General features: G+C 63.1%; 2 pseudogenes. One reads left to right on the top strand and one right to left on the bottom strand.

From position 1 onward, the window contains the following. A pseudogene (locus EET13_RS31075) lies at window positions 1–357 on the top strand (PE family protein); the annotation flags it as partial. A 287-nt stretch (window positions 358–644) separates the two neighbouring features. On the opposite strand, the pseudogene EET13_RS32205 reads toward EET13_RS31075, so the two are convergent. Continuing rightward, window positions 645–963: pseudogene (locus EET13_RS32205) on the bottom strand (transposase); the annotation flags it as partial. Window positions 964–1,218 lie beyond the last annotated feature (255 nt).

Below are 1,218 nucleotides of genomic sequence, written 5' to 3'. Positions count from 1 at the left end.
GTCTACGGAGGCGCCGGCGGCAACGGCGGCATCGTATTTTATCCGGGGGGTGGTTTTACTTCCGGGGGCGGCGGAGGAAGTGGTGGGATTGGGACTCTTAATGATGTCGGCGGCGGCGGCGGTGGCGGTGGCGGGGCTTACGTCAGCGGCGCCGGAAGCACCGCGGTATCCGGGGGTCGTGGGGCCGCTGGCGAACCCCAGGGTACCGGCGCGGGCGGTAAGGCGATCTTTGGTCTGGATACCCCAAATAGCCCCGGTGGTGACGGCGGATCGGGTGGCCTCACGGGCGGTATTGGCGGCTTAGGAGGCTCGGGTCACAACGGCGTAGGAAACGGCCGAAGCGGCGCCTCGTCCTGAGATCCCGCTGATATGTAAGCGCTGTTTGTCATTACGCCGGGGAAGCCGGCGCGGGCTGGGCGGCTTCCGTTTGATCGATGGCTGTCGGCCTCGCGGCAGTCATTAGTCAATGTGGGTGATGCCTCTTAGCAATCGGCCGTCGAAAAGTCGGTGGAATTCGTTAAAGTTCAACGTGATTAGTCCAGCCGGTGTGGGTGTGGCGTCGCGTTCGATCGCGGTGGCCGCGGGGTTGCGTTGAGCAGAGTGGTGTACGAGTCTTAGCCGATCATCGGCACCGGCGTGTCGTAGCTATCGAAGAATCCGCGGCGCTTTGCTTGGCGGGTGATCTGGAGAAGAGCACCTCGACGAGCTTGAGCCGACAGCCTTATGGCGGGGTGAATGCATTGTGGTCTTGGGGTTTTGGTGAGCCAGGCGTTGCTGTCGGCGTGCCGGGAACCGCGCGGTACCGGTCGTGGCGGCGGTCGGTGTTTGTGGCGGTGGCGACCTCCAGCGCCAAGAACACCGTCATCGTGGTGTTGCGTTGGTAATCGTGGGGGCTTTCTCGGGCAGGCCTGGGCGCATCGGCCGCATTGGTGCGGGGCGGTTAAGTGTTTGGATCTGGGCCTTGAGGTGCCTGTAATCCCTTGTGTCACTGTGGTTTCAGTGGTCACATGACGGCGATTGTTGTCGGTGGTTGTTCGTAGAGTTTCAGGCATGGGTTCGAGCAGTCGTGAAGACATCGTCGGGGTCTTCACCGCGCTCGACGCGGATCTGGATCGTTTGTGTGAGTTGTCTTTTGACGTGCTCACCACCCCCGAGCGAATGCGCGCCCTGGAGCGCCTGGAAAGCTTGGCGCGCCGGCTGCGGACACCGCAGCACACG

The sequence above is a fragment of the Mycobacterium attenuatum genome (genome assembly GCF_900566085.1).
Lineage (GTDB): Bacteria > Actinomycetota > Actinomycetes > Mycobacteriales > Mycobacteriaceae > Mycobacterium > Mycobacterium attenuatum.
This window is presented reverse-complemented; position numbering and strand designations above follow the sequence as displayed.